Raw genomic sequence first — 26,476 nt, forward strand, 5'->3', positions numbered from 1 at the left:
CTATGTCCCTGCGTGACCATTGCCGCGCAGCCCTGCTGGGGCTGTGCCTGACCCTCTCGTTCGCCGCCGGCGCGGTGGAGATCCCGACCACTCCGGGCATCCAGAGCAGCCTGAGCAAGATCGCCGAGCGCAAACTGCCGGAAACCGAGCAGAAAGCCGTGCAACAGGTGCTGGAACAGACCCTGGCGCTGCTCAACGCCCGCGACGACAGCGAAAAGAAGCTCGAAGCCCTCAAGCAGCAGCTGGCCAACGCCCCCCAGGAGATCCGCGACAGCCAACGCGAGCTGATCAAGCTCAAGGCTAGCGCCACCCTGCCGGTGGCGCAGCGCTACGCCAACCTGACGGTGCCGCAGCTGGAGCAGATGCTCAGCGAACGCAGCACCCAACAGGGCGACCTGCAAAAGGGGCTCTCCGAAGCCAACAGCCTGATCATCAATTCGCAGACCCGCCCTGAACGCGCCCAGGCTGAAATCAGCAGCAACCAGATGCGCGCCCAGCAGATCAACAACAGCCTCAAGAGCGGCAAGGACAATGGCAAATCGCTTAACGCCGACCAGCGCAACCAGCTCAATGCCGAGCTGGCGTCGCTCAACGCCCTGACCTTGCTGCGCCGCCAGGAGCTGGCGAGCAATAGCGTGCTGCAGGACTTGGGCAACGCCCGCCACGACCTGCTGATCGAACGCGCCACCCGCCTGGAACAGGAAATCCAGGACCTGCAGACGCTGATAAACGAGAAGCGCCTGGCCCAGTCGCAACAGACCGTCACCCGCCAGTCGATCGAAGCGCAGAAGGCCGGCGGCAGCAACCTGCTGGCCACAGAGAGCACGGCCAACCTGCAGCTGTCCGACTACTTGCTGCGCAGCACCGACCGCCTCAACGAGGTCACCCAGCAGAACCTGCGCACCAAGCAGCAACTCGACAGCCTCACCCAGGCGGACCAGGCTCTGGACGAGCAGATCAACGTGCTCAAGGGCAGCCTGCTGCTGTCAAAGATCCTCTACAAGCAGAAACAAGCTCTGCCGCACCTGAAGGTCGACCGCGACTTGGCGGACCAGATCGCCGATATCCGCCTTTATCAGTTCGAGGTCAACCAGCAACGCGAGCAGATGAGCAGCCCATCCAACTATGTGGACAAGCTGCTGGCCAACCAGCCTGAGGAGGACGTGACCCCACAGTTGCGCAAGGCGCTGCTGGAGGTGGCGATCACTCGAGGCGATCTGCTCGAACGGCTGAACCGTGAGCTCTCGGCCCTGCTCAACGAGTGCATCACCCTGCAGCTGAACCAGAAACAGCTGCTGAGCACCGCCCAGAACCTGCGCACTACACTGGAAGAGCAGATGTTCTGGATCCCCAGCAACAAGCCGCTGGACTGGCAATGGCTGCGCGAAGTGCCCGAACGTCTGACCTACCAGGTGGCCAGCCTGCCATGGGGCGCCGGCATCAAGGAGCTGGGCGACGGTCTGGTGCAACAGCCGCTACTGTTCCTGCCACTGATCCTGGTGATCGGCGCCCTGCTGTGGCGGCGCAAGGCGCTATACCGGCGCCTGGGCAAGGTCCATCAGGATATTGGCCACTTCAAGCGCGACAGCCAGTGGCATACGCCCCAGGCAATCCTGATCAACATCCTGCTTGCACTACCGGTGGCCCTGGCCTTGACCCTGGGCAGCTATGCCTTGCAGATCGATGCCCGTGGTCAGAACGCCAATCTCGGCGCCGCCCTCTGGCAGATCGCCCAGGCCTGGCTGGTGTTCTACACCGCCTACCGCATCCTTGCCCCGGGCGGGGTTGCCGAGATCCATTTCCGCTGGCACAAACCCCAGGTCGAGTTTCTGCGCGGCTGGGTGCGCCGGCTCGGTACCGTGGTGCTGGCATTGGTCGGCGTGGTGGCGGTGGCCGAGCATCAGCCGTCGGCCCTGGCCGACGACGTGTTGGGCATTGGCGTGGTGCTGACCTGCTATGCGCTGATGGCCTGGCTGCTCAGCCGCCTGCTGCTGAGCAGCCCGGCGCACCAGAATACCTCGTTATTCCGCAAGGCGGTCGGGGTGGCCTTCACCGCCCTGCCCATCGCCCTGTTCGTGGCGGTGTGCTTCGGCTACTACTACACCGCCCTCAAGCTCACCGACAGGCTGATCTACACCCTCTACCTGCTGCTGTTCTGGCTGGTGATCGAGGCCGCGTTCGTGCGCGGCCTGTCGGTCGCGGCGCGGCGCCTGGCCTACCAGCGTGCCCTGAGCAAACGCCAGGCCGCCAAGGAAGGCCTGGATGGCGAGGTGGTGGTGGAGGAACCGACCCTGGACATCGAGCAGGTCAACCAGCAGTCGCTACGCCTGATCCGCCTGGCCCTGCTCGGCGGCTTCATCGGCGGTTTGTACTGGGTGTGGGCGGACCTGATCACAGTATTCGCCTACCTCAACAACATCACCCTGTACGAATACAGCAGCGGCACCGGCGCAGCTGCCAGCATGGTACCGATCAGCCTCGGCGACCTGCTCGGCGCCATGGTCATCGCCGGCATCGCCGTGGCCCTGGCCAGCAACCTGCCCGGCCTGCTCGAAGTGCTGGTGCTGTCGCGCCTGAACCTGGCCCAGGGCAGCGCCTACGCCATTACCACGCTGCTGTCCTATGTGATCGCCGGGGTCGGTATCGTCAGCACCCTGGCCACCCTCGGGGTCAGCTGGGACAAGCTGCAATGGCTGGTGGCGGCCCTGTCACTGGGCCTGGGCTTCGGCATGCAGGAGATATTCGCCAACTTCATCTCCGGCATCATGATCCTGTTCGAACGCCCGGTACGCATCGGCGACACCATCACCATCGGCAACCTGTCCGGCACGGTGAGCAGGATCCGCATCCGCGCCACCACCATCACCGATTTCGACCGCAAGGACATCATCGTCCCAAACAAGACCTTCATCACCGGCCAGCTGATCAACTGGTCGCTGACCGACACGGTCACCCGGGTGACGCTGAAGCTGGGCATAGACTACGGCTCGGACCTTGACCTGGTGCGCGACCTGCTGCTCAAGGGCGCCCACGAGAACCCACGGGTGCTCAAGGATCCGGAACCGCTGGTGTACTTCCTCAACTTCGGCGAAAGCTCGCTGGACCACGAGCTGCGCATGCACGTGCGCGACCTCGGCGACCGCAACCCGACGCTGGACGAGCTAAACCGCTATATCAACCGTGAGTTCAAGGCGCACAACATCAAGATCTCGGTGCGCCAGGTGGAGGTGTTCCTCATGGACGCGAAGAACGGCAAGCAGCAGTTGATCCCGATCGACAGCAAACCGGACAGCACGCCGCCGAGCTGAGTGGACGCCAGGGGGCATGCGCCCTGACAATGTCCTACCGCCTCGCGGGGCAAGCCCGCTCCCACGCAGCTGTGTGGGAGCAGGCTTGCCCCGCGATCATTCCAATCGCGGAGCCGGCCTGTGAAAACCCTTGACCACCTGACCTTCGACAACCGCTTCGCCCAACTCGGCGATGCCTTCTCCACCCAGGTCCTGCCCGACCCGATCGCCGCCCCCCGCCTGGTCGTTGCCAGCGATTCGGCAATGGCCCTGCTCGACCTCGACCCGGCCCAGGCCGAACTGCCAGTGTTCGCCGAGCTGTTCAGCGGCCACAAGCTCTGGGAGGAGGCCGACCCGCGTGCGATGGTCTACTCCGGCCACCAGTTCGGCTCCTACAACCCGCGCCTGGGCGATGGCCGCGGCCTGCTGCTGGGCGAGATCCTCAACGAGGCCGGCGAACACTGGGACCTGCACCTAAAGGGCGCCGGCCAGACGCCTTACTCACGCATGGGTGATGGCCGGGCCGTGCTGCGCTCGTCGATTCGCGAGTTCCTTGCCTCCGAGGCCCTGAGCGCGCTGGGCATCCCCAGCAGCCGGGCACTGTGCGTGATCGGCTCGAGCACCACGGTGTGGCGGGAAACCCGCGAAAGCGCCGCGATGCTGCTGCGCCTGGCCCATAGCCATGTGCGCTTCGGCCATTTCGAGTACTTCTACTACACGAAACAGCCAGAACAGCAGCGCGTGCTCATCGACCATGTGCTGCACCAGCACTATCCCGAATGCCGCGACGCCGCACAGCCTTACCTGGCCATGTTTCGCACCATCGTCGAACGCAATGCCGAGCTGATCGCTCGCTGGCAGGCCTACGGCTTCTGTCATGGGGTGATGAATACCGACAACATGTCGATCCTCGGCATCACCTTCGACTTCGGCCCCTACGCCTTCCTCGACGACTTTGACGCCAACTTCATCTGCAACCACTCCGACGACCGCGGCCGCTACAGCTACGCCAACCAGGTGCCGATCGCCCACTGGAACCTCAGCGCCCTGGCCCAGGCCCTGACCACAGTGATCGAGGTCGAGCCACTGAAGGAGACGCTGGCGCTGTTCCTGCCGCTGTACCAGGCCCACTATCTGGACCTGATGCGCCGCCGCCTGGGCTTGACCACCGCCGAGGACGACGACATGGCCCTTGTCGAACGCCTGCTGCAACGCATGCAGAGCGGCGGCGTGGACTACACGCTGTTCTTCCGCCGCCTGGGCGAGCAACCGGTGGCCGGGGCCCTGCAAGTGGTGCGCGACGATTTCGTCGACCTGGCCGGTTTCGATGCCTGGGGTGCGGACTACCTGGCACGCTGCGAACGTGAGCCGGGTAATGCCGAAGGTCGCCGTGAGCGGATGCATGCGGTCAACCCTCTGTACATACTGCGCAATTATCTGGCGCAGAAGGCTATCGAAGCAGCAGAAGCCGGTGACTACAGTGAAGTGCGTCGGCTGCATCAGGTGCTGAGCAAACCGTTCGAGGAACAACCCGGGATGCAAGCGTATGCCGAGCGACCGCCGGAATGGGGCAAGCACCTGGAGATCAGCTGTTCGTCCTGAACGACGCCCTTTTGTGGGGCCCGCTCCCACAGTGCCCCTTGAATGCCCATTGGAGCTGAACATGCCTGATCCACTGCTAATCCCCTGCCCACACTGCAACGGCCTCAACCGCATCCCCGCCGAGCGCCTGGGCGACACGCCGAAATGCGGCCGCTGCAAACAGAACGTGCTGCTGAGCAGCTCGTTCGAGCTGACCGAAGGCAACTATGCCGCCCAGATCAAAGGTGATCTGCCGCTGCTGCTGGATGTCTGGGCCGACTGGTGCGGCCCGTGCAAGAGCTTCGCCCCGACCTTCGAGCAAGCGGCGCGGCAGCTCTCGGGCCGCTGCCGCCTGGCGAAGCTCGACAGCGAGGCCAACCGCAACCTGGCCGGGCAACTGGTCATCCGCTCAATCCCGAGCCTGATCCTGTTCAGGAACGGCCGCGAAGTGACCCGCCAGGCCGGCGCGTTTCCACTTCAGTCGTTGCTGGAGTGGCTGCGCGGGCAAGGGGTCTAGTGTCCTGTCTCGGAAATAAGCTGTTCACTTTTGACGGCGTCTTGGGCGCCCGGCCCGCGTTGCCACTCCTCGCCATAGCCTCGCTATGACTCGTCGCGGCGCCTTGGCCGAACACCCAAGCCACTCGCCAAAAGAGAACGTATTTCCGAGACAGGACACGAGAGAGAGGTTTACTAAGCTCCCGCGAGAAGTGACTCGTAGGGGATCCTCAAGCCATCGTGAAGGCGTTTGATCATCGAAAGACTCAAACCACGCTTGCCATTCAACACTTCGGAAACGCGTCCACTAGGGCCGATGTATCGCTCAAGGTCACGTGCTGTAAGCCCCTGCTGATCCATGCAGAACTTGATGGCCTCAATAGGGTTGGCGGCTTGAATGGGATAGTGCTTGTTCTCATAGACTTCGATCAATGTAACAAGCACTTCCATTTCATCGGCCTCAGGCGTGCCGGGCTCGGCCTGGAAAATGACTTCTAACCGCTTGAACGCGGCGTGCAGGTCATCATCACTGCGGATAGGCTTAATATTCATTGATCGTCTCCACGTCGATCTCGTCATAACGCTTGTGCGTACCGACGAATTTGACCCAGGCAATGCCGGACCGGTACTGCATTTCCACTACGAGGCGGTACTTGTTGCCTCCGATGTTGAAGACCACGCGGTTGTTGGCACAGACACTGGCATTACCAATCTGGTCTTTCACGTCCTGAGGCGAAGACCAGACGGCCTTGAGCACCAAGTCATGCCAACTCTCCAGTGGTGCCTTGGCGTCCTCATGCCCTGGCATCTCCCAGAACCTGACCAGCGTTCGCTTTGCAATTATCCGCATCCCGGCGCAATCTCCCGTTTTGGGAGATAGTAGTGATGAACTGCGTGAGCCACAAGCGCAGTCCGTCCGATCTAGGCGCTACGCTCCAGCAAATCATGCAGCTCGACGAACTGCTGAGTCAGCTTGTGCCGTGGCTCCAGGTGGATCAACGGCAGGCTGGCGTGGTGGGACTCACGCATCTTCACCGAACTGCCGAGGTAAACCGGTAGCACCGGCAGGCCCTCGGCCAGCAGTTCGTCGAGCATCTGCTGGGGCAGGCTGGCGCGAGACTGAAATTGGTTGACCACGATGCCCTCGACCATCAGGTCGTCGTTGTGGTCTTCCTTGAGCTCATCGATCTCGGACAGCAGGCCATACAGGGCCTGGCGCGAGAAGCTGTCGCAATCGAAGGGGATCAGCACGCGATCGGCCGCGATCAATGCGGAAACCGCGTAAAAATTGAGTGCTGGAGGGGTGTCGATATAGATCCGCTCGTAATCCTCGTCCAACTCGTCGAGCAGTTTGCGCAGCTTGTTGATCTTGTGCTTGGCCTCGAGCTTGGGCTGCAGGTCGGCCAGCTCCGCAGTGGCAGTCACCACATGGAGGTTATCGAAGGGCGTTTCGTAGATATCGACCTTGTTCTTCTTGGCGAACGGCCCGCTGGACAGCGACTGCTTGAAGAAGTCGGCGATGCCCATGGGGATATCGTCGCCGGTCAGGCCGGTGAGGTACTGGGTCGAGTTGGCCTGGGCATCCAGGTCGATCAGCAAGGTCCGGTAGCCTTCACTGGCACTGACCGCCGCAAGATTGCAGGCAATGCTCGACTTGCCCACGCCACCTTTCTGATTGAACACCACGCGCCGCATGTCAGACCTCCGTGTATCAACGAATGCCCGAGTATGTGGCGACACCGCGCCATTGGCCAGCGTTGTTCGCTCAAGTTGACGGTAAGCCGCCCGACAACCTGCAAGTAACCGACTGTCGGAAACCGTGCAGGCATGGAAGCGGACACGACGCAGATGCGTGTGGATATTGTCCGATAGCCATCATGTGGATTGATACACGTCCCGTGCACCGGGATAATGCGCGCCACCTTCCCGTGCGCCTAGCCCGCACGGCGCGTGCTCCGAGTCATTCCCACGGACAGGAACTCCCTCAGGGCGGAACGTCACACTCATCATGATCACCTTCGACATCAGCCAATGGCGTGCCTGGGCCCCGGGCCTGCAGAGCCCTGCCGACTGGCAGGCCTGGGCGCACGGCGCCGAACGCCAGCCCTGTGCCGAGCAGGCGCCGGACGTGGCGTTCCTGCCGGCATTGCAGCGCCGCCGCCTGAGCCATATGGCGCGCATGGCCTTTGCTGTCGGCTGGCCTTTGGCCGAGGGCCAAGCCCAGTTGCCGCTGGTGTTCGTCTCACGCCATGGTGAAACCCCGCGCACCTTCTCGATCCTCAGCGAACTGGCCAGCCAGCAGCCCCTGTCGCCGACCCAGTTCAGCCTGTCGGTGCACAACGCGATGATCGGCCTGTGGTCGATCATGCGCGGGCAAACCTGCGAGATGACCGCCCTGGCCGCCGCCGGCGACGGCTTCGAGCAAGGCGCCGCGGAAGCCGCCGCGCTGTTGGCCGAAGGTGCGCCGTCGGTGCTGCTGATCATCACCGAGGAACAACCTCCGGCCGCCTACGAGCCCTGCATCAGCGATGTGCCGTTCGCCTACGCCGTGGCCCTGCTGCTCACCCCCGGCCGGCAATGGCAGTTGTCCCTTGAGCCTGCACAAACGGCGTTAGCCCCCGAGCTGCCCCATGCCCTGGCCTGGCTGCACGCCTCGCTCAACGGCCACAACGCCTTTTCACACACCTGGAGCCGTCGCACATGGAACTGGCGACGTCAGCCATGAACCGTCCCCGCGACGCCTACCTGTGGCGCCTGGCGGCCACCGCCCTGGGTTTCCTGCTGTTCGGCCTCGGCGGGCTGTGCCTGCGCCTGCTGGTATTTCCGCTGCTGGCCTGCCTGCCCGGCAGTGACGAGCAGCACCGCCAGCGCGCCCGCCGCACCATTGGCTGGCTGTTCTGGCGGTTCATCCTGATCATGCGCAGCCTCGGTGTGCTCACCTTCGACATCAGCGGCGCCGAACGCCTGGGCCGGCGCGGGCAGATGATCATTGCCAACCACCCTTCATTGATCGACGTGGTGTTCCTGCTCGGGCTGGTGCGCGACGCCAACTGCGTGGTCAAGCACAGCCTGTTCGGCAATCCCTTCACCCGTGGGCCGGTGCGCGAGGCGCAGTACATCGGCAATGACGGCAGCCTGGACATGCTCGACAATGCCGCTGCTTCGCTGCAACAGGGCCAGCCGCTGGTGATCTTCCCCGAAGGCACCCGCACCCCGCCTGGCCAGGCCCCGGCCTTCCATCGTGGCGCCGCCGCAATCGCCCTGCGCGGTGCGAAAATAATCACACCGGTGATCATCAAGGTCAGCCCCACCACCCTGACCAAGCACGAACCCTGGTACCGCATCCCCCGGCGGCGCGTGCACTTCAGCCTGCGCGTCGGCGCCGATATCGACCCCCAGGCCTTCGCCAGCCTTGGCCCGGCGCCCCTGGCGTCGCGCAAACTCAATGATTACCTGCACCAGTACTACAACAAGGAGCTCGCCACCGATGAGCGATGCACAGCACGACCTGAACCGTGACATCAAGCAACTGATCATCGACGCCCTGGGCCTGGAAGACATCAGCGTGCAGGACATCGACGACGCGCAGACACTGTTCGGCGAAGGCCTGGGCCTGGACTCGGTGGACGCCCTCGAACTGGGCCTGGCAATCCAGAAGCGCTACGGCATCAAGATCGACGCCGATGCCAAGGACACCCGCAGCCATTTCACCAACGTCGCCACCCTCGCGGCGTTCATCACCGCTCGCCAGGCCGCCTGAGACCGCACCATGCAAAACCGCGAAGACATCTTCAACACCCTCCGTGACGCCCTGGTCGAGCTGTTCGAGCTCGAGCCCGAGCGCATCAGCCTGGAATCGCACCTGTACCAGGACCTGGAAATCGACAGCATCGATGCCATCGACCTGCTCGACCACATCAAGCGCAAGACCGGGAAGAAGATCAGCGCCGAGGACTTCAAGTCGGTACGCACCGTCAACGATGTGGTCGAAGCGGTTCATCGCCTGGTAAACAGCGCGGCATGAAACGCCTGGTCGGCCTCGGCCTGCTGCTGGCCGGCGTGCTGTATCCGTTTGCCGTGCACTACGGCCTGGGCCACTTCGCCCCGTGGCAGTTCGCCCTGCTGCTCGGCGGCCTGTGGCTGGCCCGCGCACTGAGCGCGCCACAACGCCCCGGTGGCCTGTGGATGGCACTGGCGGCGCTGGGTTTCTGCGCGCTGCTGGCGCTGTCAGACAGCGCGCAACTGCTGCGCTGGTACCCTGTGCTGATCAGCAGCTTCATGCTCGGCCTGTTCGGCACCAGCCTGATGCAGGGCATGCCAGTGGCCGAGCGCCTGGCGCGGCTGCGCGAACCCGAGCTGCCACCGGCAGCGGTGCGCTACACGCGCCGGGTGACCCAGGCCTGGTGCCTGTTCTTCCTGGTCAACGGCCTGATCGCCGCCGGCCTGACACTGTGGGCGCCGCTGGCCTGGTGGACCCTGTACAACGGCCTGATCGCCTATGCAGCGATGGGCCTGCTGTTCGCCGTGGAATGGCTGATACGTCAACGTGTGCGAGGACGCTCATGAACTGGATCAACCTCGAACACCTGTTGCGCCCGCAGGCGTTGCCGCGCCCGGTGACCGAGGCGCCGGCCCTGGACCACGCGGCGCTGTGCCGGCAGGCCCTGCGCCTGGCCGGCGGCCTGCAAGCCCGGGGCGTGCGCCGCCTGGCGGTGCATGTGGACGACGCCGCGACGCTGGCCATCGCCCTGCTCGGCGCCTGGCGCGCCGGGGCCGAGGTACTGCTGAGCGCCGACCTGCAACCGCAGACCCGTACCCGCTGGCAGGCCCAGGTCGACCTGTGGCTCAGCGACCAGCCTGGCGACCCACAGCTCGACGATCTGCTGGGCGAGCCAATGGCCAGTGCCGACCTCGACCCGGACCAGTGCCGCATCAGCCTGTGCACCTCGGGCTCCAGCGGCGAGCCCAAGCGCATCGACAAATGCCTGCGCCAGCTGGGCAATGAAGTCATCGCCCTGGAGCAGCTATGGGGCGCATCGTTGGGCGATGCGCACATCCTCGGCAGCGTCGCCACCCAGCACATCTACGGCCTGTTGTTCCGCGTGCTGTGGCCGCTGTGCGCCGGGCGCAGTTTCGCCCGCAAGGCCCAGCCGTTCCCCGAAGACCTGCAACGCGCCAGCCGCGAACACCCGTCGTTCGTCTGGGTGGCCAGCCCGGCGCTGCTCAAGCGCATGGGCGACAACCTCGACTGGCCGGGGCTGAGCGCGGTACGGCGGGTGTTCTCCTCCGGCGGCGAACTGCCCGCCGCAGCCGCCGAACGCTTGCAACAGCGCCTCGGCCAGTGGCCAACGGAAATCCTCGGCAGCTCCGAAACCGGCGGCATCGCCTGGCGCCAGGGCGAAGCGCTGTGGCAGCCATTCGCCGACATAGAGCTCAGCCAGGACGCCGAAGGCGCCCTGCGCATCGCCTCGCCCTACCTGCCTGCCGGCCACGTCGAGCACAGCGCCGATGCCGCCGAGTTCGCCAGCGACGGGCGCTTCCGCCTGCTCGGCCGCCTCGACCGCATCGTCAAGCTGGAAGAGAAACGCATCTCCCTGCCCATGCTCGAACAGGCCCTGTGCTCCCACGCCTGGGTCGCCGAGGCGCGCCTGGGGGTGATCGAAGAAGGCCGCGCCTTCCTCGGTAGTCTGCTGGTGCCGAGCGCCGAAGGCCTGCATGTGCTGCGTAACCAGGGTCGCCGCTCACTGGTGGAGGGCCTGCGTGCGCACCTGGCCGAACACTGCGAGACCATCGCCCTGCCCCGGCGCTGGCGGCTGTTGCGCCAGCTGCCGTACAACGACCAGGGCAAGCTGCCCCAGGCCGAGGTGACGGCCCTGCTGCTGGCAGCCCGCAGCCAGGCGCCCGAGGTCGTGGAACAGGCACGCGAAGACCACCAGCTGCAACTGCGCCTGGCCGTGCCGCTGGACCTGCCCTGCTTCACCGGCCATTTCCCGCACACGCCGGTATTGCCTGGTGTGGTCCAGGTCGACTGGGCCATCGCCCTCGCTGCACCATTACTGGCCGCCAACCTGCGCTTCGCCGGCATGGAAGTGCTCAAGTTCCAGCAACTGGTACGCCCCGGCGACATGCTGCAGTTGGACCTGCGCTTCGAGGCGGCACGCGGCAAGCTGTACTTCAGCTACACCCGCGCCGACCAGCCCTGCGCCAGCGGCCGCATCCTGCTGGAGGTGGCCTGTGCATAAACCCTGCGCGGTGATCCCGGTGTACAACCACGAACAGGCCGTGCCCAAGGTGGTCGACGACCTGCTGCACGCTGGCCTGCCCTGTGTTCTGGTGGATGACGCCAGCCATGCGCCATGCGCCGAGGTGCTGCGTCAGTTGGCCGAGCGCGCGGATGTGCATCTGGTGCAACTGGCAGTCAACCAAGGCAAGGGCGGCGCGGTGATGGCCGGCCTGCGCGAGGCCGCGCGGCTGGGCTTCAGCCACGCCCTGCAGGTGGACGCCGACGGCCAGCACGACCTGGCCGATGTCGGCCACTTCCTGGCCCAGTCGCAGGTTTATCCACAGGCGCTGGTGTGCGGTTATCCCCAGTACGACGCCAGTGTGCCCAAGGGTCGCCTGTATGCCCGCTACCTCACCCACGTGTGGGTATGGATCAACAGCCTGTCGCTGGCCATTCCCGATTCGATGTGCGGCTTTCGCGTCTACCCGCTGCCGCCCACCCTGGCGCTGATCGACAGCGTCAAGCTGGGCCGGCGCATGGATTTCGACCCCGAGATCCTGGTGCGCCTGGCCTGGCGCAACCAGCCGATGCGCTGGCTGCCGACCCGGGTGCACTACCCGCAGGACGGCCTCTCGCACTTTCGCCTGGTACACGACAACGCACTGATCTCGAAGATGCACGCCAAGCTGTTCTTCGGCATGCTCCTGCGCAGCCCTCTGATTCTCTGGCGTCGGTGGCGCCGATGAGCGAGCAGCACTGGGCCGCGCAACGCGAGCGCGGCAGCTTCCGGCTGATGCAGCTAACCGCGCTGCTGGCACGCCTGCTCGGGCGCCGCCTGCTCAGTCCGCTGATCCATGTGATCGTCGCCTACTTCTTCCTGTTCGGCCGCCGCGCCCGGCGCAGCGCCTGGCAGTACCAGCAGCGTCTGCACCAGTGGAGCGCCGGGCAAGCGCCAGCGCCCAGCCAGTGGCAGGTGTTTCGCCAGTTCATGGCCTTCGCCGACGCCCTGCTGGACAAGCTCGACGTGTGGAACGGCCGCCTGCGCCTTGAAGATATCGATATCAATGACCCGGCCGGACTGCGCGGACAGCTGCGCGGCGAACGCGGGCAACTGCTGGTGGGCGCCCACCTGGGCAACCTGGAAGTGTGCCGGGCGCTGGCCGAGCTGGGCGAGCAGGTGACCATGAACGTGCTGGTGCACACCCGCCATGCCGAGCAGTTCAACCGCCTGCTGGGCGAGGCCGGCGCTACTCACCTGCGGTTGATCCAGGTCAGCGAGCTGGACCCGGCGATCATGCTGCAACTCTCCCAGCGCCTGGAACGTGGCGAGTGGCTGGCGATCGCCGGCGACCGTGTGCCGCTGCATGGCGCGCGCACCGCCACCGTGGACTTCCTCGGCCAGCCGGCCGCCTTCCCGCAAGGCCCGTGGCTGCTGGCCGGGCTGCTTGGCTGCCCGGTCAACCTGCTGTTCTGCCTGAAGCTCAATGGCCGCTACCAGATCACTCTGGAACCCTTCGTCGAACAGCTGCAATGGCGGCGCGCCGAGCGTGACCAGGTGATCCAGCAATGGACGGCACGCTACGCCGAGCGCCTGGCGCTTTACTGCCGCCAGGCACCGCTGCAATGGTTCAATTTCTACCCTTTCTGGAAGAGCGATGACGATGCAACCCCATGAGCCTGTCACCTTCGGCGAAGCGCCGCTGGCCATCGAGGACGTGCTGGCCGTGGCCGAGCGCCGCGCCGCTACCCGCCTGCAGGACGACGCCGAGTACCGCGAGCGCATCGCCCGTGGCGCACGCTTTCTCGATACCCTGCTCGACCAGGAAGGGGTGATCTACGGGGTCACCACCGGTTACGGCGACTCCTGTGTGGTGGCCGTGCCGCTGGAGCATGTCGAAAGCCTGCCGCGCCACCTGTACACCTTCCACGGCTGCGGCCTGGGCCGCCTGCTCGACGCCTCGGCCACCCGCGCGGTGCTGGCGGCACGCTTGCGCTCGCTGAGCCATGGCGTGTCCGGGGTGCGCATGGAGTTGCTGGAACGCCTGCAACTGTTCCTCGAACACGACATCCTGCCACTGATCCCCGAAGAGGGCTCGGTGGGCGCCAGCGGCGACCTGACGCCGCTGTCCTACGTGGCCGCGACTCTGTCCGGCGAGCGCGAGGTGCTGTACCGGGGCGAACGCCGCAGCAGTGCCGAGGTGCACCGCGAGCAGGGCTGGCAACCCCTGGTGCTGCGACCCAAGGAGGCCCTGGCGCTGATGAACGGCACCGCGGTGATGACCGGCCTGGCCTGCCTGGCCTTCACCCGCGCCGACTACCTGCTGCAACTGGCAACCCGTATCACCGCACTCAACGTGATCGCCCTGCAGGGCAACCCCGAGCACTTCGATGAGCGCCTGTTCGCCACCAAGCCGCACCCGGGCCAGACCCAGGTGGCCGCCTGGCTGCGCCAGGACCTGGCCATCGACGCGCCGCTGCCGTCGCTGCACCGTCTGCAGGACCGCTACTCGCTGCGCTGCGCGCCCCATGTGCTCGGCGTGCTGGCCGACAGCCTGGGCTGGCTGCGTGGCTTTATCGAAACCGAGCTGAACAGCGCCAACGACAACCCGATCATCGACGGCGACGCCGAGCGCGTGCTGCACGGTGGGCACTTCTACGGCGGGCATATTGCCTTCGCCATGGACAGCCTGAAAACCCTGGTGGCCAACGTCGCCGACCTGCTCGACCGGCAACTCGCGCTACTGGTGGACGTGCGCTACAACCACGGCCTGCCAAGCAACCTGTCCGGCGCCGAGGCCGAACGGGCGATGCTCAACCACGGCTTCAAGGCCGTACAGATCGGTGCCAGTGCCTGGACCGCCGAAGCGCTAAAACAGACCATGCCGGCCAGTGTGTTCTCGCGCTCCACCGAATGCCACAACCAGGACAAGGTGAGCATGGGCACCATTGCCGCACGCGATGCCCTGCGGGTGCTGGAGCTGACCGAGCAGGTCGCCGCCGCCACCTTGCTGGCGGCCAACCAGGGAGTCTGGCTACGCGCCCGCCAGGCCGACGCCCGGCCTTTGCCGCCGGCGCTCGAACAGATGCACCAGGCGCTGCTGGCCGACTTCGCCCCGGTCATCGAGGACCGCGCCCTGGAACACGACCTGCGCCTGTGCCTGACCCGTATCGGCCAGCGCCACTGGAGGCTGCATGCGTAACCCCGGGGTGTTTCACGTCGACAGCGAAGTCGTCGTGCCGTTCTTCGACGTGGACAGCATGCACATCGTCTGGCACGGGCATTACGTCAAGTACCTGGAGGTCGCACGCTGCGCCCTGCTCGAGCGTCTGCAGCACGATTACCGGGGCATGCAGGCCTCCGGCTACCACTGGCCGGTGATCGATCTGCAGCTGCGCTATATCCGTGGCGCCACCTTCGGCCAGCGCCTGACCGTGCGCGCCAGCCTGGTGGAATGGGAGAACCGCTTGAAGATCCATTACCTGATCAGCGATGCCGAAACCGGCGAGCGCATGACCCGCGCCAGCACCGTGCAGGTGGCCGTGCATATCGATAGCGGCGAGATGCAGCTGGCCTCGCCGCAGGTGATGCTCGATGCGGTCGCGAAGGTGCTGGCATGAGTCGCCTCCTCGTCGCGCTCGGCCTGCTACTCGTCTGCCCGCTGACCCTGGCCTTCACCCTCGACGACCTGCAAAAGCAGCTCAGCCAGCCCGCCGTGGTCAAGGGCCCGTTCATCCAGGAAAAACACCTGCGCGCCCTGCCCCAGCCGCTGCTGAGCAAAGGCCGCTTCGTCCTCGCCCGTGACCACGGCCTGCTGTGGCTGCTGGACACCCCGCTGCGCCAGGACTACCGCATCGACGCCCAGGGCATCGCCCGGCGCGACCCCAGCGGCTGGCAAAACCTGCCCAGTCGGAGCGCCGGCGCCGAGCAGAACCGCCTGTTCTTCGCCGTGCTGCAGGGCGACAGCAGCGGCCTGCAACGCGACTTCGAACTGGCCCTGTCTGGCGACGCCGGGCATTGGCAACTGCGCCTGACGCCCCGCTCGCTGCTGCTCAAGCAGGTGTTCACGCGCATCGACATCGCCGGTGGCCAGTACGTGGAACGCATCGAGCTCAGCGAGACCCAGGGCGACAGTACCGTGCTGCGCATGCCTGCCAGCACCGCCGCAACGGCCCTGAACGACACGGAGCGCAGCGATTTTGCCGACTGAACGCCTGCTGCCGCGCCTGTTCCTCGGGTTGCTGCTGGTGATGCTGGCCATCGCCGGCTGGCAGTGGCACCGCGGCGCACCGCTGTCGGCCGACCTGATGACCCTGGTGCCCGGCGCTACCCAGGACCCGCTGGTCTTGCGGGCCGAACAGCGCATGCAGGAGCCGCTCAACCGCGAAATGCTGGTGCTGGTCGGCCACCCCGAGCGTGAGCACGCCCTGGCCCTTGCCGATCGCCTGGCCGCGCAATGGCAAGGCAGCGGCCTGTTCGAAAAGGTGCAATGGAGCCTGCAAACCGACCTGTCGGCATTGCGCGCGCAACTGCTGCAAGGCCGCCTGGCCCTGCTCTCGGCGAACGACCGCGAGCAGTTGAGCACGCAGCCCCAGGCCTTCATCGAGCAGCGCGTGCAAAGCCTGTTCGACCCCTTCGCTGGTTTCAGCCTGGTGCCCAGCCAGGACGACTGGCTGGGCCTGACCGGGCGCATCCAGAACAGCCAGCCGATGCCGGTCAACGTGCAGCTCGACACCGCCAGCGGCGCATTGGTCGCCGAGGCCGACGGCCAGCAGTGGGTGCTGCTGCGGGCACGCACCCAGGGCAACGCCTTCGACATGCACCTGCCGTTGCAGGTGGCCGAGCTGCTCGCCGCCAGCCGCCTCGACGCCGACCAGCACGGCGCCCGGCTGCTGGCGGCCAGCGGCCTGCTGTACGCCGCCGCCGGCCAGCAGCAGGCCAGCCGCGAGATCACCTGGGTGGGCGGTGGCGCCACGCTGGGCATCCTGCTGCTGTTGCTGTTGGCCTTCCGCCGCTGGCGCGTGCTGCTGGCCTTCGTGCCGGTGCTGGTGGGCATGCTGTTCGGCGCAGTGGTGTGCGTGGCGCTGTTCGGGCAGATGCACGTGATGACCCTGGTGCTGGGGTCGAGCCTGATCGGCGTGGCTGTGGACTACCCACTGCATTACCTGTCCAAGAGCTGGAGCCTCAAGCCCTGGCACAGCTGGCCGGCCCTGCGCCTGACCCTGCCGGGGCTGAGCCTGAGCCTGGCGACCAGCGCCATCGGCTACCTGGCCCTGGCGTTCACGCCATTCCCGGCGCTGACCCAGATTGCCGCGTTTTCTGCAGCCGGACTGCTTGGCGCCTACCTCAGCGCGGTATGCCTGCTGCCAGCACTGCTCGCGGGCGTCGAGGTGCGCCCGGCGCAGTGGCCGCTGCGCATCGCACAAACCCTGACCAGGCTGCGTGAACGCCTGCTGGCCAGGGTCCCGAGCGGGGTGCTGTTGATCCTGGTGCTGCTGTTCTGCGCCGCCGGCCTGTGGCGCCTGGACAGCCGCAACGACATCCGCCAGTGGGTCGGCAGCCCGCCGCAGTTGCTGCAAGAGGCCCAGGCCGTGGCTCGGATCACCGGCTACCAGCCCACCAGCCAGTTCTACCTGGTGCGCGGCAACGACCCACAGCAGTTGCTCGAACGCCTGCAAGCGCTGAGCGGCAAACTGGGCGAACTGGTCGAGCTGGGCAAGCTCAAGGGCTACATGAGCCTCAGCCAACTGGTCGCCAGCCCTGCTGAACAGGCGCATCTGCAACAAGCCCTTGCCCGGTTGCCGGAGCACTTGCAGCCCTTGGTCGCCCTTGGCGTACCTGCAGCGGCCCTGGATAGCGAACTCAAGCACCTGCAACAGCTGCCACTGCAAAGCATCGACGAAGTGCTGGGCGGCCCGCTGGGCGAAGCCTGGCGGCCCTTGTGGCTGGGCCAGGACGGCGACGGCGTGGCCGCCATCGTCAGCCTGCAAGGTCTGGGCGACACCGCCTTGCTGCGCCTGCAGACCGATGACCTGCCCGGCGTGCAACTGGTCGACCGCCTCGGTGAGCTGAACCAGCTGTTCGCCGCCACCCAGCTCAGCGCCGCCGAACTCAAGCTCTTGTCGTGCCTGCTGATCGTGGTGCTGCTGGTGCTGCCGTTCGGCCTGCGCGGCGCCCTGCGCATCGTTGCCCTGCCGCTGCTGGCGGCACTGTGCAGCCTGGCCAGCCTCGGCTGGCTGGGCCAGCCGCTGACCCTGTTCAGCCTGTTCGGCCTGCTGCTGGTAACGGCGATCAGCGTCGATTACGCGATCCTCATGCACGAGCGCATCGGCGGCGCCGCCGTGAGCCTGCTGGGCACCCTGCTGGCGGCAGTGACCACCTGGTTGTCGTTCGGCCTGCTGGCGCTGTCGAACACCCCGGCGGTCAGCAATTTCGGCCTGGCGGTAAGCCTGGGCCTGGCTTTCAGTTTCCTGCTGGCCCCTTGGGCCGCCACCCGCGAAGGAGCGCATCCACCGCCATGAGCAGCAGCACGTCCAAGGCCTTTTTCAGCGACACCTATGTCGAGGAAACCCGTTTCGGTTTCTGGTTCCTGCGCAGCCACACCTGGCAGCACCATGTGCTGCGGGTGGCGATCAACGACCTGCGTCGGCTGTTCGACGGCAACCCGCCTGCCGCGCCGGTGCTGCTGGATGTCGGCTGCGGCCAGGGCAAGTCGTTCCGCCACCTGCATCAGGTGTTCGCGCCTTCGCGCCTGCTGGGCACCGACGCCGACCCGCACAGCCTGGCGCTTAGCGCCGCCGAGGCCGAGCGCCTGGGCATCAGCGTGGAACTGCACGGCGGCGACTGCGCCGCGCTGCCTTACGCCGATGCCAGTGTCGATATCCTGTTCTGCCACCAGACCTTCCACCATCTGGTGGAGCAGGAAAAGTCCCTGGCCGAATTCCATCGCGTGCTCAAGCCAGGCGGCTACCTGCTGTTCGCCGAGTCCACCGAGGCCTATATCGACACCTGGGTGATCCGTTGGCTGTTCCGCCACCCGATGCACGTGCAAAAGAGCGCCGAGGGCTACCTGCAGATGCTCAGCGCCCAAGACTTCGCGTTCAGCGCGAAGAATGTCTCGTACCCGTACCTGTGGTGGAGCCGCGCCAAGGACTTCGGCCTGCTCGAACGCTTAGGGCTGCGTAACCCGCCGCCGGTCGGGCAACGCGAAGAGACCTTGCTCAACGTGGTGGCGCGCAAACCGCTGGAGACCTCATGAAAGCCCTGCTGGCCATGCTCTGCTGCCTGCTGCTCGGTGCCTGCGCCGTGCGGCCGCCCGTGCCTGAACGAACGCCCACGCTGGAACTGCCACGCCAGTTGCACGTCGAACGGGAGCAGGCCGCGCAACGCCAGGACTGGCTGCTGGTGATCCAGCGCGAAGACACCCGCCTGCGCTGGTCGCTGCTCGATCTGCTGGGCATTCCCCAGGCCCGCCAGCTACTCGATGGCCAGCAGTGGCGGGCCGACGGACTGCTGCCGCCGAACCCGGCGGCGCGCGAGCTGTTCGCCGCCGTGCTGTTCGCCCTAACCCCGGCGCAACAACTGCCACAGGCTTACCCCCAGGCCCGCCAACAGGATGAGCGACGCTGGCTCGGCGAGCGCTGGCAGGTGCGCTACCAGGGCACCGATACCTTTACCTTGAACATGGGCCAAGGGCTGCGTTATCACGTCAGCCCCTTGCCCGACGAGAACACCCCATGAGCGCCCACCTCAATGCCCTGGGCCTGGTCTGTGCCCTCGGCCACGGCCAGGCCGATGTCGCCCGCCGGCTGTTTGCCGGCGACTGTTCGGGCATGCTGTCGCAAGCGGGCTGGGTGCCCGGGCGCAGCCTGCCGGTAGGCGCCGTCACCACCCCGCTGCCCGAGCTGCCGCTGGCGGAGCACCACAGCCGCAACAACCAGCTGCTGTTCAGCGCCGCGCTGCAGATCGAGCCGGCCATCCGCGAGGCGATCACGCGTCATGGCGCCCACCGGGTCGGCGTGGTGCTGGGCACCAGCACCTCAGGGATCGCCGAGGCCAGCGACGGCATTGCCCACTACCTGCGTGAGCAGGATTTTCCCGAGGGCTACCGTTACGCCCAGCAAGAGCTCAGCGCTCCGGCCAACTTCCTCGCCGACTGGCTGCAACTGAGCGGTCCGGCCTACGTGATTTCCACCGCCTGCACCTCCAGCGCCCGGGCGCTGATGAGCGCGCGCCGCCTGCTCGACCTGGGGCTGTGCGACGCCGTGCTGTGCGGCGGGGTCGACAGCCTGTGCGGCCTGACCCTCAACGGTTTCAGTGCCCTGGAGGCAGTCAGCGACGCACGCTGCAACCCGTTTTCGCGCAACCGCGCCGGCATCAATATCGGCGAAGGCGCGGCGTTGTTGCTGATGACCCGCGAGGCCAACCCACAAGGCCCGCGTATCGCCCTGTTGGGCGCTGGCGCCAGTTGCGACGCCCACCATATCTCGGCGCCGGACCCCACCGGCAAAGGTGCCTTGCAGGCCATGGGCAAAGCCTTGGACAATGCCGGCCTTGTGCCCGCGCAGATCGGCTACCTGAACCTGCACGGCACCGCCACCGTGCACAATGACGCGATGGAAGCCCTGGCGGTGCACAGCCTGTTCGGCGCCGGCCTGGCCTGTTCATCGACCAAGCCGATGACCGGCCACACCCTCGGCGCTGCCGGTGCGCTGGAAGCAGCGTTCTGCTGGCTGGCCCTGAGCGGGCACAACCCGCAGGGCCTGCTGCCGCCGCATGTCTGGGATGGCCACCAGGACCCGGCCTTGCCGGCCCTGGCGTTGGTCGATGGCAGCCAGCGACTGACAACGGAACGCCCGCGTTACCTGATGAGCAACTCGTTCGCCTTTGGCGGCAACAATGTCAGCCTGATTCTCGGAGACGCCCCATGATTCCCTGGTCCTTGGCCGAGCTGCTGCCCCATGCCGGTGACATGATCCTCATCGAGCAGATCGACAGCTGCGACGACGAGCAGATCCACACCCGCACCACGGTGCGCCTGGGCGGCCTGTTCAACCGTGCCGACGGCAGCCTGCCGGCCTGGTTGGGCCTGGAACTGATGGCCCAGAGCGTGGCCGCCTTTGCCGGCTGTCGCGCCCGCCGCCAGGGCCTGCCGGTGGAGCTGGGCTTTCTGCTGGGCACGCGCAAGTTCGAATGCGCTGTCGAGCACTTCCCCGCCGGCGCCGAACTGCTGATCCACGCGCAGCGCTCGCTGGAAGACGACAACGGCATGGGCGTGTTCGAATGCCACCTGCGCGGCCCCGGCATCCATGCCACGGCCCGCCTGAATGTGTACCGCCCGCCACAGCCCGACCGCTACTTGGCCGAAGCCGGCCCAGAGGAACCGCACCATGACTGACAGCATTCTCGTTACCGGCTCCAGCCGTGGCATCGGCCGCGCCGTTGCCCTGCGCCTGGCGCAGGCCGGCTTCGACCTGGTGCTGCACTGCCGCAGTGGCCGGGCCGAGGCCGATGCCGTGGCGAATGAAGTACGCGCGCTTGGCCAACAGGCCCGGGTGCTGCAGTTCGACGTGGCCGACCGCGGCCTCTGCAAGGCAGTGCTGGAAGCCGATGTCGAAGCCCACGGCGCCTACTACGGCGTGGTGTGCAATGCCGGGCTGACCCGCGACGGCGCCTTCCCGGCGCTGACCGACGACGACTGGGACCAGGTGATGCGCACCAACCTCGACGGTTTCTACAACGTCCTGCATCCGCTGACGATGCCGATGATCCGCCGTCGCGCGCCGGGGCGTATCGTCTGCATCACCTCGGTGTCGGGGCTGATCGGCAACCGCGGCCAGGTCAACTACAGCGCCTCCAAGGCCGGCCTGATCGGCGCCGCCAAGGCCCTGGCGATCGAGCTGGGCAAGCGCCGCATTACGGTCAACTGCGTGGCCCCGGGGCTGATCGACACGGCCATGCTCGACGAAAACGTGCCGGTCGATGAACTGCTGAAGATGATCCCGGCCGGGCGCATGGGCACCCCGGAAGAAGTGGCCGGCGCGGTGAATTTCCTGATGTCACCCGAGGCGGCCTATATCACCCGCCAGGTGCTGGCGGTCAACGGAGGGCTGTGCTGATGCGCCGCGTCGTGGTCACCGGCATGGCCGGCATTACCGCCCTGGGCAACGACTGGGCGAGCATCGCCGCACAGTTCGCGGCGGGGCGCAGCGGCATCCGCCGCATGGACGAGTGGGACCGCTACAGCGAACTCAACACCCGCCTGGCCGGCCCCATCGATGACTTCCAGGTACCTGCGCACTGGACCCGCAAGCAACTGCGCAGCATGGGCCGGGTGTCGCGCCTGGCGGTGGCCGCCGCCGAGCGGGCGCTGGCCGATGCCGGGTTGCTCGACGACCCGAGCATCCGCGACGGGCGCATGGGCGTGGCCTGCGGTTCGTCCACCGGCAGCACCGACGAGATCAAGACTTTCGGCAACATGCTGCTCAACTCCACCTCCGAAGGCCTCAACGCCAACTCCTACGTGCGCATGATGCCGCACACCACGGCGGCCAATATCAGCATCTACTTCGGCCTGACCGGGCGCCTGATCCCCACCTCCAGCGCCTGCACCAGCGGCAGCCAGGGCGTTGGCTACGCCTATGAAGCGATCAAGTTCGGGCGCCTGCCGCTGATGCTTGCCGGTGGCGCCGAAGAGCTGTGCCCCACCGAGGCCATGGTGTTCGACGCGCTCTATGCCACCAGCCTGAAGAACGACACCCCGCACCTGAGCCCACGCCCCTACGACCTCGACCGCGACGGCTTGGTGATCGGCGAGGGCGGTGGCATGCTGGTGCTCGAAGAACTGGAGCACGCCCTGGCCCGTGGCGCGCGGATTTACGCCGAGGTGGTGGGCTTCGGCAGCAATGCCGACGGCCAGCACATTACCCGGCCCGAGCAGGCGACCATGCGCCGGGCCATGGAGCTGGCGCTGGAAGACGCAGGCCTGGCGCCCGAGGCCATCGGTTATGTGAATGGCCATGGCACCGCCACCGAGCAGGGCGATATCGCCGAGACCTGGGCCACCAGCAGCCTGTTCGGGCCGCGCATGCCGATCAGCTCGCAGAAGAGCTACCTGGGCCACACCCTGGGTGCCTGCGGCGCCCTGGAGTCCTGGTTCAGCATCGAGATGATGAACCGCGAGCAGTACGCCCCCACGCTCAACCTCGATAACGTCGACCCGCAATGCGGCGAGCTCGATTACCTGCAAGGCGCCTTCCGCGCCATGAGTCACGAATACGTGATGAACAACAACTTCGCCTTCGGCGGCGTCAACACCTCGTTGATCTTCCGCCGTTGGCCCTGACCTGCAAAACCACGGAGTAAAGGAATGTCCCGGATTCACCGCATCCTCGCCTTGCTGGCACTGGCCCTGATCTTCACCGGGTGCACCAGCAAGCCGGTGTACAACGCCAAGGAAGACTTCGCCAAGGACCTCAATTTCACCGACGACCAGATGAAACGCGCCATCGTCACCGCGCTCAACGACCGCCAGTGGATCGTGCAGTCGGTGCGCCCGGGCATGGTCAAGGCGGCAATCACCGTACGCGGCCGCCACCACGCCGAGGTCGACATCCCCTTCAGCCCCACCGAGTTCCAGATCGTCTACCGCAGCAGCTGGGGCCTGGACTACAAGAACGGCAAGATCCACGGCAACTACAACCGCTGGATCAACCGCCTGCGCGACAACGTGCTCAAGGAGCTGTCGTTCAACCCGGACATCGAAGCGGTGAACAACCTGGGCATCATCAACCAGGGCGTTGACGGGCCGACCTACCTGAGCTTCCGCGAAGGCGTGAAGCGCGCCACCGAGGCAGGCCTGCTCGACGGCAGCGTGACCTTCTACCTGGCCGGTGAGGCCCTGCCGACTTCGGTGCGCACCCTGCGTACGGTGAGCAGCAGCCGCAAGACCAACGGCAGCAACAAGTCCGACAGCGAGGCCTGTTACTGGGCCCTGCAATCGGCCTTGGCAACGATGCAGCGCGCGGCCCAGGAGGCCGACGCCAACGCCGTGGTGAATATCGCCAGCGTCGACCAGCGCTCGCTGTACAAGGACTCAGAGAAGTTCCAGTGCCGCGCCGGCACCTTCGTCAGCGCCGTGGCGCTGCGCGGCGAACTGGCCCACGTTGACTGATCCTCAGGCGGGCGGCGTGACCGGCTGCCCGCCCAGCAAGGCGGCGAAGGCCCGCGCCATCGCCGAGCCTTCGCCGCTGCGCCGCACCAGCCACACGGCGGTGTCGGCGCCCTCGTCCAGCAGGGTGCGGTAGACCACTCCGTCGATGCGCATGCGCTGGAACGACGCTGGCAGCACCGATACCCCCAACCCCGCCGACACCAGGCCAATGATGGTCATCGCCTCCCCCGCCTCCTGGGCGAAGTGCGGGCTGAAACCGGCCTGGCGCGCCAGGCTCAGCAACTGGGCATGCAAGCCGCTGCCATAGCTGCGCGGGAAGAACACGAACGGCTCGTTGGCCAGGGCCTGCATGTACAACCCCTGGTCGCTGCCTTCGGCCAACGGGTGCGAGGCATTGATCACTGCTACCAGCGGCTCGCGCAGTAACTCGTTGACCACCAGCCCTTGCGGCAAGGGCATTGGCCGCATCAGGCCGACTTCGATGGACTCGTCGAGCACCGCTTCGGCAACGTCGCGGCTGCTCATCTCCTTGAGATTCAGGTGCACTGCCGGGAACTGCTGACGGAACGCGTGCAGTGCCTTAGGCAGCTTCGACGTGAAGGGTGCCGAAGAGGTGAAGCCGATCTTCAACTCCCCCAGCTCCCCCAATTGCGCACGCCGGGCCACGTCGGCAGCCTTTTCCACCTGGGCCAGAACTTGCCGGGCCTCGTCGAGGAACAACCGCCCGGCCTCGCTGAGCTCGACCCGGCGGTTGGCGCGCTCGAACAGCCGTGCGCCCAGCTCCTGCTCCAAGGCCTGGATCTGCTGGCTCAGCGGCGGTTGCGAGATGCCCAGTTGCTGGGCGGCACGGCCAAAGTGCAGCTCTTCGGCTACAGCGATGAAATAACGCAGGTGTCGCAGCTCCATGGCCGGCTCCGAACAGGTCGTTAAACGTCTTAAACAGGTCGAACAATATATTGGATCTAATTATTAGCCAGCTATATGATTTTTCCATCGCAACGCCCCGAGGTACCGCTCCCGTGAGATCCGCCGTCGCCCCCCTGCCCGTCGAACCCAAACCTGCCTCCAACGACATCTGGATCGAGAAAGGCACCCCCGCCTTCATGAAAACCGTGCTGGCGCTGTTCAGCGGCGGCTTTGCCACCTTCGCCCTGCTGTACTGCGTGCAGCCGATGATGCCGCTGCTTTCCCAGGAGTTTTCCATCAACGCCGCGCAGAGCAGCCTGGTGCTATCGGTGTCCACCGCCATGCTGGCGATCGGGTTGCTGGTCACCGGCCCCATTTCCGACCGTATCGGCCGCAAGCCGGTGATGGTCTTCGCCTTGCTGTGCGCGGCGCTATCGACCCTGGCCAGCGCGGTGATGCCGAGCTGGGAGCTGGTGCTGGCCACGCGGGCACTGGTGGGTTTGTCGCTGAGCGGCTTGGCAGCGGTCGCGATGGCCTACCTTAGCGAAGAGATCCACCCGCAGCACATCGGCCTGGCCATGGGGCTGTACATCGGCGGCAATGCCATTGGCGGCATGAGCGGGCGCCTGATCACCGGCGTGTTGATCGACTTCGTCAGCTGGCACACGGCGATGCTGGTGATCGGCGGCCTGGCCCTTATGGCGGCCGTGGTGTTCTGGAAGGTGCTGCCCGAATCGCGTAACTTCCGGCCCCAGTCATTGAAACCCCGCAGCCTGCTGGACGGTTTCGTCATGCACTTCAAGGATGCCGGGCTGCCCTGGCTGTTCCTTGAGGCCTTCCTGCTGATGGGCGCCTTCGTCACCCTGTTCAACTACATCGGCTATCGCCTGCTCGCCGGGCCGTACCATATGAACCAGGCGCTGGTCGGCCTGCTGTCGGTGGTGTACCTGTCGGGGATCTACAGCTCGGCGCAGGTCGGCGCGCTGGCCGACAAGCTCGGGCGGCGCAAGGTGTTCTGGGCCAGTATCGTGGTCATGGCCGGCGGCCTGCTCATGACATTGGCCAACCCGCTGGCCATGATCATTCTCGGCATGCTGGTGTTCACCTTTGGCTTCTTTGGCGCGCATTCGGTGGCCAGCAGCTGGATCGGCCGCCGGGCGCTGAGGGCCAAGGGGCAAGCTTCTTCGCTGTACCTGTTCAGCTATTACGCAGGGTCGAGTGTGGCGGGGACGGTAGGTGGGGTGTTCTGGCATTACGCCGGGTGGGAGGGGGTTGGAATGTTCATTGGCAGTTTGCTGATGGTGGCCTTGCTGGTGGCGTTGCATTTGAGCAGGTTGGCGCCGAAGACTGCCTGAGTAGGGCTGCTTTGCAGCCCAATCGCCGCGGTTCGTCGCCACGACAAGCCGCGGTGATTGGGCCTTTGGATCAGTTGATGATCTCGACGATATCCACATCCACCTCACGGCTCATCAGGTGCTTCTCCACCTCACCGGTCAGCTTGACCTTGGTCTTGTCGTTGAACGGCGTCGCTGGCAAGTCTTCGTCGTCGATCTCGACGGTGATGGTGCCGGTGTTGTCCTTGAACTCGTACTTGTCGTCGTTGTTGATCTTCTTGATCACGTAGCCTTGCAACACCACCGGGGTGTCGTCGGCGGCATCGTTGGCGGCAGCCACCGTGGTCACGGACTGGGCACCGGGGCCGGTGTAGCCGGCGGCCAGGGCCGCGGTGCTGAACAGTGGGGCGAGGATCAGAGGCAGGTAACGGGCTTTCATGGTGATCGGGTCCTGTTTGCGTTTTGATGGCACCAGATTAC

28 protein-coding genes are annotated in these 26,476 nt (G+C 66.0%); 23 read left to right on the plus strand and 5 right to left on the minus strand.

Features of this window, described 5'->3' with window-relative positions; translation table 11 throughout:
• The first annotated feature begins 2 nt into the window (after positions 1–2).
• The 3 genes from mscK to trxC all read left to right on the plus strand — a co-directional run bounded on the left by mscK (position 3) and on the right by trxC (position 5,385).
• On the plus strand, positions 3–3,308 hold the full coding sequence (gene mscK, locus OH705_RS16360; protein WP_267302542.1) for a mechanosensitive channel MscK: 3,306 nt from the start codon (positions 3–5) through the stop codon (positions 3,306–3,308).
• Positions 3,309–3,428: 120 nt separating this feature from the next.
• Complete coding sequence (selO, locus tag OH705_RS16365; protein WP_267302543.1) at positions 3,429–4,889, plus strand: protein adenylyltransferase SelO; 1,461 nt, start codon at positions 3,429–3,431, stop codon at positions 4,887–4,889.
• Between the two features lie 61 nt (positions 4,890–4,950).
• On the plus strand, positions 4,951–5,385 hold the full coding sequence (gene trxC / locus OH705_RS16370) for a thioredoxin TrxC (RefSeq protein WP_267302544.1): 435 nt from the start codon (positions 4,951–4,953) through the stop codon (positions 5,383–5,385).
• Between the two features lie 173 nt (positions 5,386–5,558).
• On the opposite strand, the gene OH705_RS16375 is transcribed toward trxC, so the two are convergent.
• The 3 genes from OH705_RS16375 to OH705_RS16385 all read right to left on the minus strand — a co-directional run bounded on the left by OH705_RS16375 (position 5,559) and on the right by OH705_RS16385 (position 7,058).
• Entirely contained in the window at positions 5,559–5,915 is a 357-nt protein-coding gene (locus tag OH705_RS16375; RefSeq protein ID WP_031314915.1) for a helix-turn-helix domain-containing protein, read from the minus strand.
• On the minus strand, positions 5,905–6,213 hold the full coding sequence (locus OH705_RS16380; RefSeq protein WP_023630117.1) for a type II toxin-antitoxin system HigB family toxin: 309 nt from the start codon (positions 6,211–6,213) through the stop codon (positions 5,905–5,907). The genes OH705_RS16375 and OH705_RS16380 overlap by 11 nt, the downstream gene beginning before the upstream one ends.
• Positions 6,214–6,284: 71 nt before the next feature.
• The gene (locus tag OH705_RS16385; protein WP_267302545.1) at positions 6,285–7,058 is read right to left on the minus strand and encodes a ParA family protein; all 774 of its coding nucleotides are present in this window, start codon (positions 7,056–7,058) and stop codon (positions 6,285–6,287) included.
• Between the two features lie 313 nt (positions 7,059–7,371).
• Here OH705_RS16385 and OH705_RS16390 point away from each other — a divergent pair, with 313 nt between their 5' ends.
• The 19 genes from OH705_RS16390 to OH705_RS16480 are packed head-to-tail and all read left to right on the plus strand — an operon-like array spanning position 7,372 to position 23,756.
• The gene (locus OH705_RS16390) at positions 7,372–8,088 is read left to right on the plus strand and encodes a beta-ketoacyl synthase chain length factor (RefSeq protein WP_267302546.1); all 717 of its coding nucleotides are present in this window, start codon (positions 7,372–7,374) and stop codon (positions 8,086–8,088) included.
• The gene (locus OH705_RS16395) at positions 8,064–8,882 is read left to right on the plus strand and encodes a lysophospholipid acyltransferase family protein (RefSeq protein WP_267302547.1); all 819 of its coding nucleotides are present in this window, start codon (positions 8,064–8,066) and stop codon (positions 8,880–8,882) included. Before OH705_RS16390 ends, OH705_RS16395 begins: the two co-directional genes overlap by 25 nt.
• Positions 8,851–9,123 (plus strand): phosphopantetheine-binding protein, encoded by a 273-nt coding sequence (locus OH705_RS16400; protein WP_023632703.1) that lies wholly within the window; start codon positions 8,851–8,853, stop codon positions 9,121–9,123. Before OH705_RS16395 ends, OH705_RS16400 begins: the two co-directional genes overlap by 32 nt.
• Before the next feature lie 9 nt (positions 9,124–9,132).
• Complete coding sequence (locus OH705_RS16405; RefSeq protein WP_023632702.1) at positions 9,133–9,387, plus strand: acyl carrier protein; 255 nt, start codon at positions 9,133–9,135, stop codon at positions 9,385–9,387.
• Complete coding sequence (locus OH705_RS16410; protein ID WP_038706951.1) at positions 9,384–9,929, plus strand: membrane protein; 546 nt, start codon at positions 9,384–9,386, stop codon at positions 9,927–9,929. The genes OH705_RS16405 and OH705_RS16410 overlap by 4 nt, the downstream gene beginning before the upstream one ends.
• Positions 9,926–11,605, plus strand: coding sequence for an AMP-binding protein (locus tag OH705_RS16415; protein WP_267302548.1), 1,680 nt, complete (start codon positions 9,926–9,928; stop codon positions 11,603–11,605). The genes OH705_RS16410 and OH705_RS16415 overlap by 4 nt, the downstream gene beginning before the upstream one ends.
• Entirely contained in the window at positions 11,598–12,332 is a 735-nt protein-coding gene (locus OH705_RS16420) for a glycosyltransferase family 2 protein (protein WP_038706953.1), read from the plus strand. The genes OH705_RS16415 and OH705_RS16420 overlap by 8 nt, the downstream gene beginning before the upstream one ends.
• On the plus strand, positions 12,329–13,261 hold the full coding sequence (locus OH705_RS16425; protein ID WP_267302549.1) for a glycosyl transferase: 933 nt from the start codon (positions 12,329–12,331) through the stop codon (positions 13,259–13,261). The genes OH705_RS16420 and OH705_RS16425 overlap by 4 nt, the downstream gene beginning before the upstream one ends.
• Positions 13,242–14,786, plus strand: coding sequence for an HAL/PAL/TAL family ammonia-lyase (locus OH705_RS16430; RefSeq protein ID WP_267302550.1), 1,545 nt, complete (start codon positions 13,242–13,244; stop codon positions 14,784–14,786). The genes OH705_RS16425 and OH705_RS16430 overlap by 20 nt, the downstream gene beginning before the upstream one ends.
• Positions 14,779–15,204: an acyl-CoA thioesterase gene (locus OH705_RS16435; protein WP_023632105.1), complete on the plus strand. Its 426-nt coding sequence runs from the start codon at positions 14,779–14,781 to the stop codon at positions 15,202–15,204. The genes OH705_RS16430 and OH705_RS16435 overlap by 8 nt, the downstream gene beginning before the upstream one ends.
• Complete coding sequence (locus OH705_RS16440) at positions 15,201–15,794, plus strand: outer membrane lipoprotein carrier protein LolA (RefSeq protein WP_038706956.1); 594 nt, start codon at positions 15,201–15,203, stop codon at positions 15,792–15,794. The genes OH705_RS16435 and OH705_RS16440 overlap by 4 nt, the downstream gene beginning before the upstream one ends.
• Positions 15,784–18,105, plus strand: a complete 2,322-nt coding sequence (locus OH705_RS16445; protein ID WP_267302551.1) for an MMPL family transporter — start codon at positions 15,784–15,786, stop codon at positions 18,103–18,105. Before OH705_RS16440 ends, OH705_RS16445 begins: the two co-directional genes overlap by 11 nt.
• Positions 18,102–18,842 (plus strand): class I SAM-dependent methyltransferase, encoded by a 741-nt coding sequence (locus OH705_RS16450; RefSeq protein ID WP_267302552.1) that lies wholly within the window; start codon positions 18,102–18,104, stop codon positions 18,840–18,842. Before OH705_RS16445 ends, OH705_RS16450 begins: the two co-directional genes overlap by 4 nt.
• Positions 18,839–19,324 (plus strand): DUF3261 domain-containing protein, encoded by a 486-nt coding sequence (locus tag OH705_RS16455; protein WP_023632953.1) that lies wholly within the window; start codon positions 18,839–18,841, stop codon positions 19,322–19,324. The genes OH705_RS16450 and OH705_RS16455 overlap by 4 nt, the downstream gene beginning before the upstream one ends.
• Complete coding sequence (locus OH705_RS16460) at positions 19,321–20,514, plus strand: beta-ketoacyl-[acyl-carrier-protein] synthase family protein (protein WP_267302553.1); 1,194 nt, start codon at positions 19,321–19,323, stop codon at positions 20,512–20,514. The genes OH705_RS16455 and OH705_RS16460 overlap by 4 nt, the downstream gene beginning before the upstream one ends.
• Positions 20,511–20,981 carry a hotdog family protein gene (locus OH705_RS16465; RefSeq protein WP_267302554.1) on the plus strand — a complete coding sequence of 157 codons (471 nt, stop codon included), beginning with the start codon at positions 20,511–20,513 and terminating at the stop codon, positions 20,979–20,981. The genes OH705_RS16460 and OH705_RS16465 overlap by 4 nt, the downstream gene beginning before the upstream one ends.
• Positions 20,974–21,702 (plus strand): 3-oxoacyl-ACP reductase FabG, encoded by a 729-nt coding sequence (gene fabG / locus OH705_RS16470; protein WP_038706961.1) that lies wholly within the window; start codon positions 20,974–20,976, stop codon positions 21,700–21,702. The genes OH705_RS16465 and fabG overlap by 8 nt, the downstream gene beginning before the upstream one ends.
• On the plus strand, positions 21,702–22,928 hold the full coding sequence (locus OH705_RS16475; protein WP_038706962.1) for a beta-ketoacyl-ACP synthase: 1,227 nt from the start codon (positions 21,702–21,704) through the stop codon (positions 22,926–22,928). The genes fabG and OH705_RS16475 overlap by 1 nt, the downstream gene beginning before the upstream one ends.
• Positions 22,929–22,952: 24 nt before the next feature.
• On the plus strand, positions 22,953–23,756 hold the full coding sequence (locus OH705_RS16480; protein ID WP_023632742.1) for a hypothetical protein: 804 nt from the start codon (positions 22,953–22,955) through the stop codon (positions 23,754–23,756).
• A gap of 3 nt (positions 23,757–23,759) precedes the next feature.
• Here the strand turns inward: OH705_RS16480 and OH705_RS16485 are convergent, their stop codons facing one another.
• Positions 23,760–24,662 carry a LysR family transcriptional regulator gene (locus tag OH705_RS16485; RefSeq protein WP_267302555.1) on the minus strand — a complete coding sequence of 301 codons (903 nt, stop codon included), beginning with the start codon at positions 24,660–24,662 and terminating at the stop codon, positions 23,760–23,762.
• A gap of 113 nt (positions 24,663–24,775) precedes the next feature.
• Here OH705_RS16485 and OH705_RS16490 point away from each other — a divergent pair, with 113 nt between their 5' ends.
• Complete coding sequence (locus OH705_RS16490) at positions 24,776–26,017, plus strand: MFS transporter (RefSeq protein ID WP_416383581.1); 1,242 nt, start codon at positions 24,776–24,778, stop codon at positions 26,015–26,017.
• Positions 26,018–26,087: 70 nt separating this feature from the next.
• Here OH705_RS16490 and OH705_RS16495 read toward each other — a convergent pair whose 3' ends face one another.
• Positions 26,088–26,435: a YgiW/YdeI family stress tolerance OB fold protein gene (locus tag OH705_RS16495; protein ID WP_038706964.1), complete on the minus strand. Its 348-nt coding sequence runs from the start codon at positions 26,433–26,435 to the stop codon at positions 26,088–26,090.
• Between the last annotated feature and the right edge of the window lie 41 nt (positions 26,436–26,476).

The organism is Pseudomonas sp. BJa3, from assembly GCF_026343815.1.
Lineage (GTDB): Bacteria > Pseudomonadota > Gammaproteobacteria > Pseudomonadales > Pseudomonadaceae > Aquipseudomonas > Aquipseudomonas soli.